Annotated in this window: 5 protein-coding genes and 2 pseudogenes; 3 read left to right on the top strand and 4 right to left on the bottom strand. The window is 74.5% G+C overall.

Annotated elements, in window-relative coordinates:
- Nucleotides 1–473: hypothetical protein (locus AC51EU_RS28220; RefSeq protein WP_496269922.1), on the top strand; the 473-nt coding region annotated here is incomplete at its 5' end.
- 66 nt (nt 474–539) lie between these two features.
- Here the strand turns inward: AC51EU_RS28220 and AC51EU_RS28215 are convergent.
- Nucleotides 540–704 (bottom strand): annotated as a pseudogene (locus tag AC51EU_RS28215) (TetR/AcrR family transcriptional regulator C-terminal domain-containing protein); the annotation flags it as partial.
- Here AC51EU_RS28215 and AC51EU_RS28210 point away from each other — a divergent pair.
- Nucleotides 702–1,490, top strand: a pseudogene (locus AC51EU_RS28210) (FAD-dependent oxidoreductase); the annotation flags it as partial. The pseudogenes AC51EU_RS28215 and AC51EU_RS28210 overlap by 3 nt on opposite strands.
- A gap of 36 nt (nt 1,491–1,526) precedes the next feature.
- Here the strand turns inward: AC51EU_RS28210 and AC51EU_RS28205 are convergent.
- Nucleotides 1,527–1,916 (bottom strand): VOC family protein, encoded by a 390-nt coding sequence (locus tag AC51EU_RS28205; RefSeq protein WP_496269921.1) that lies wholly within the window; start codon nt 1,914–1,916, stop codon nt 1,527–1,529.
- A gap of 170 nt (nt 1,917–2,086) precedes the next feature.
- Here AC51EU_RS28205 and AC51EU_RS28200 point away from each other — a divergent pair, with 170 nt between their 5' ends.
- Nucleotides 2,087–2,602 (top strand): hypothetical protein, encoded by a 516-nt coding sequence (locus tag AC51EU_RS28200; RefSeq protein WP_496269920.1) that lies wholly within the window; start codon nt 2,087–2,089, stop codon nt 2,600–2,602.
- Nucleotides 2,603–2,740: 138 nt separating this feature from the next.
- Here AC51EU_RS28200 and AC51EU_RS28195 read toward each other — a convergent pair whose 3' ends face one another.
- Nucleotides 2,741–3,049 (bottom strand): HypC/HybG/HupF family hydrogenase formation chaperone, encoded by a 309-nt coding sequence (locus AC51EU_RS28195; RefSeq protein ID WP_496269919.1) that lies wholly within the window; start codon nt 3,047–3,049, stop codon nt 2,741–2,743.
- A gap of 78 nt (nt 3,050–3,127) precedes the next feature.
- Nucleotides 3,128–3,679, bottom strand: coding sequence for a hydrogenase maturation protease (locus tag AC51EU_RS28190; RefSeq protein WP_496269918.1), 552 nt, complete (start codon nt 3,677–3,679; stop codon nt 3,128–3,130).
- Nucleotides 3,680–3,833: the final 154 nt, after the last annotated feature.

The following is a 3,833-nucleotide window of genomic DNA, read 5'->3' as shown; positions in this document are numbered from 1 at the left end:
CCCGCTGGAGCAGCGAACGGCTCGCCGGAACCCTCGTCGGACTGCTCCCGCCAGGGCGGACGAGCACCGAGGAGGGCGACTTCCCGGGCCGTACCTACCGCGTGCGGTGGGACGGCGGCACCGGCCCGGTGGAGTTCGTCGGCGGGGCGGAGTACACCGCCAAGGGCCCGAAGGTGCCGCTCTGCGCGCACCTCGCGACGCCCAAGGTCACGCCCCGTCCCGGCGCGCCCGCCCCCCGGGACACCGCTCCGGCCAGCGACTGCGAGGTCGTCACCCTCGACGACGGCGCCCGCGCGGAGGCGGTCACGCTGCGGCTCGGGGACGGCCGCGTCTCCCGTTACGTACGGGTCCTGCGGGAGGACGGCCGTACGGTGACGCTCCAGCAGTGGACCGGCCGCGCGGACACGAAGCGGACGCCGCTGGACACCCCCGCGCTGCTGCGGATCGCCAACGACCCGGCCTGGAGGTTCTGAACCGGGGGCGGCGGGGCGGTCGGCGTGGCCTGCTTCTCCCGGACCAGCGTGAGCGGCCTTCAATGGTCAAGGCCGGGTGAGTTTGGTGGCCACGGTGTCGAGGACCCAGTCCAGGCCGGTCGCGAAGGACGCCTCGGCATCCACGTCCGAGCCGTCGTGCACGGCCTTGGACAGCGCGGGGAAGCGTCCCGTGGCCGGCATCCTCGTCACCTGCGGGCCGGAGGCGCGCTCGGCCCTCTCGACGTCCAGTGGGGCCGGGGCGTGACGCGGGTGGTGCCGGGGACCCGGGACGGCGCACTGGTCCATTTCGCGGACGGGCGGCAGGAGACGTTCGACCTCGTCGTCGGCGCGGACGGCGCCTGGTCCCGGACCCGCCCGGCGGTCTCGTCGGTGACGCCGCATTACACCGGCGTCACCTTCGTCGAGACCTCCCTCGACGACGTCGACACCCGCCACCCCGGCCTCGCCCGGCTGATCGGTGACGGTTCCATGGCTGTGTACGGCGTGAACCGAGCTGTCGTCGCCCAGCGCAACAGCGGCGGCCACGTCAAGGTGTACGCCCAGTTCCGCGCGCCGCTGGACCGGCACGCGGACCTGGACCTGACCGACGCCGAGGCCGTGCGATCGGGCCTGCTGGCCCTGTTCGACGGCTGGGCCGCTCCCGTCCTCGACCTCCTGCGCCACGGCACCGCTTTCGTCCACCGCCCCCTCCACGTCCTGCCCGTGTCCCACACCTGGACCCACGTCCCCGGGGTGACGCTCCTGGGCGACGCCGCCCATCTGATGCCCCCGTTGGGGGCGGGCGCGAACCTCGCGATGCTGGAAGGCGCCGAACTCGCCGGGTCCCTCGTCGCCACCGCCCCCGGGGGCCTGGACGAGGCCGTCCGCGCCTTCGAGGAACAGATGTGGGCACGGGCCGGCAGGTGGGCGAAGATCACGCTGGCCGGCCTGGAACGCCTCGTGAGCCCGGACCCCGCCGAAGCCCTCGCCGTCTTCGACGAGGTCCAGCCGTCCTGACGGCCGGGCGTGAGAGCACGGTACCCGCCCGTCCCCCTACGCCGGCCAGCCCCCGTAGGGGACGGTGAGCAGTTCCATCGCATGGCCCGCCGGGTCCATGAAGTACACTCCGCGGCCGCCGTCGTTGTGGTTGACGGTGCCGGGGTGGCGCCGCTGCGGGTCGGCGTAGTGTTCGACGCCGCGTCGGACGATGCGGGCGTACGCCGCGTCGAACTCCTCCTCGGTGACGAGGAAGGCGTAGTGCTGCGGGGTGATCGTGTCCTCGGGGACCGTGGCGAAGTCCAGTGTGACGCCGTGGTCCAGTTCCACCGCGAGGAACGGGCCCCACTCCGAGGTGATGGTGAGGCCGAGGATGTCCGTGAAGAACTCGGCGGACTCCCGGTTGTCCCGGGCATGGACGATCGTGTGGTTCAGAGCGACCGACAAGGAATGCCTCCAGAGGCATCTCCCGGCACCTCCATGCCTCACCCGGACGGTGACCGGCACGCGATGCCGCCGAAGATCATAGACGGCGAGGGACCGGGCGGGAAGACGGGGCCGGCGGCGACCGTACCGCCCGCCGTGCGGCGGGAGCGTCCCGGAGGGATTCTGGTGGCGTGGGAAGCGGCGGAGCGCACCGGGCCGCCCCGGAGCCGCGCGACGGGGCGCGGGCCGACTACGCGGGCGCCGTCTCCGGCTCGCTCCTCGCGGCGTCGGTGGTGGCCACCGCGGGAGCGGCCGTTCCCTTCCCGCGCGTCAAGCTCGTGGTGCTCCTGCTCGTCACCGGTCTGGTCTTCTGGGCGACGCACGTCTATGTGCGCCTGGTGGCGCAGCGGGCGCGGGGACACCCCCTGAGCAGGGGGGAAGTGCGCCGGGCGGCCGCCGGCGAATGGCCGGTCGTCAAGGTGGCCGTGCCGCCGGCCGTCGCGGTGCTGATCAGCCCCCTGCTCGGCCTGGACCTGGAGGCCACCGGCTGGTTCGCGCTCTCCGTCGCGCTGGCCGAGCAGGTCGGCTGGGCGACCGCCGCCGCCGTGCGGGGCGGTGCCCCGCGGCCCACGGTCGTGGCCGGCGTCCTCGTCAATCTGCTGCTCGGGGTGGTCATCGTGGTGGCCAAGGCCCTCGTCGCGGGGTGAGCGCGGGCGGGCACGGGGCCGAACCGGGGGCCTGGCCCCCGCAGACCTCCATCAGGGCCCAGGGCCGGGCGCCCGTTGTGTGGATGTCGTCCAGCAGTCCGCGGGCCAGTGCCAGGTCCCGGAACCCGTCGAGGTGCTTCATCCGCGCGGCTCCCGTGCCACGGGGCCCGGCGCGGCGGCCTCGCCGGGGGAGTCCTCCTTCGGGGCGCCGAACTCCTCCTGGAGCAGCCCCAGTTCCTCGAACAGTGCCAGCGTGCGCCGGGCCGACTCCTCGTCGAGCCGCTGGAGCGCGAACCCGGCGTGGACGATCGCGTACTCGCCCACGGCCAGGTCCGGTACGTACTTCAGGCACACCTTCTTGACCACGCCCCCGAAGTCGACGGTGGCCGTACGGGTGCCGTCGCGTTCCTCGATGTCCGTCACCCTGCCGGGTACCGCCAGGCGCATGCGGCCTCTCCGTAAGTTGTTGGGTGGCCCGGGAGGGCTGGACGTGCTCGGCGGCCAGGGCGCCACCGAGGACGAACCTCAGCATGGTGTGGTGTTTCTCCCGCCGGCGTCCGGCACGGCCCCGGCGTCCTCCGCGCCGGTCAGACGCAGGATCAGCCGTACCGCCTCGTCGGCCGCGGCGTCGGCGGGGGCGCTCAGGCCCATGCGCTCGGCGACGTCGGCGGGTTCGCAGCCGACGACGAGGACGCGCCGCGGGCGGCGGGCGCCGGTGCCCGCGCAGAGGGTGCCGAGGAGCGCCAGGACGGCGTCCGGCGTCATGTGGTGGGCGTCGAGGGCCGCGTCCGGCGGGTGGACGGGCGCGGGCTCGGTGGCGTCCAGCAGGTGGACGGTGCCGGGGGCCGAGCCCCGGGCACAGACGTCGGCCAGGATCACCGTGTCGTACCCGTCCAGCATCCGGTGGGCGAGGTGCACTCCGCGGACACCGGCGTCGACGACCTCGACGCCGTCGGGCAGACGGTGGCCGGCGAGCCGGCGGGCGACCTCGACACCGAAGCCGTCGTCGCCGAGGAAGACATTGCCGACCCCGGCGACCAGCGTCCGCGGGGCGGGCCCGGTGGCGTCGGTGCTCACTGCTCCTCCAGGGGGAGATCTCGTCGGGCCGGAAGGAGAGGAACCGGCCCTGCGCGCGCCGGATGCCGGCGCGCGGGTCGCCGTCGACGGTCACCGCCAGGTGCGCCCCGCCGTCCACGTCGTGCGGCACCGCCTCGACGCGGGCGGCGCGTCC

The sequence above is a fragment of the Candidatus Streptomyces philanthi genome (genome assembly GCF_059553635.1).
The sequence above is the reverse complement of the archived record's forward strand: the minus strand, read 5'-3'. Positions and strand labels throughout refer to the sequence as shown.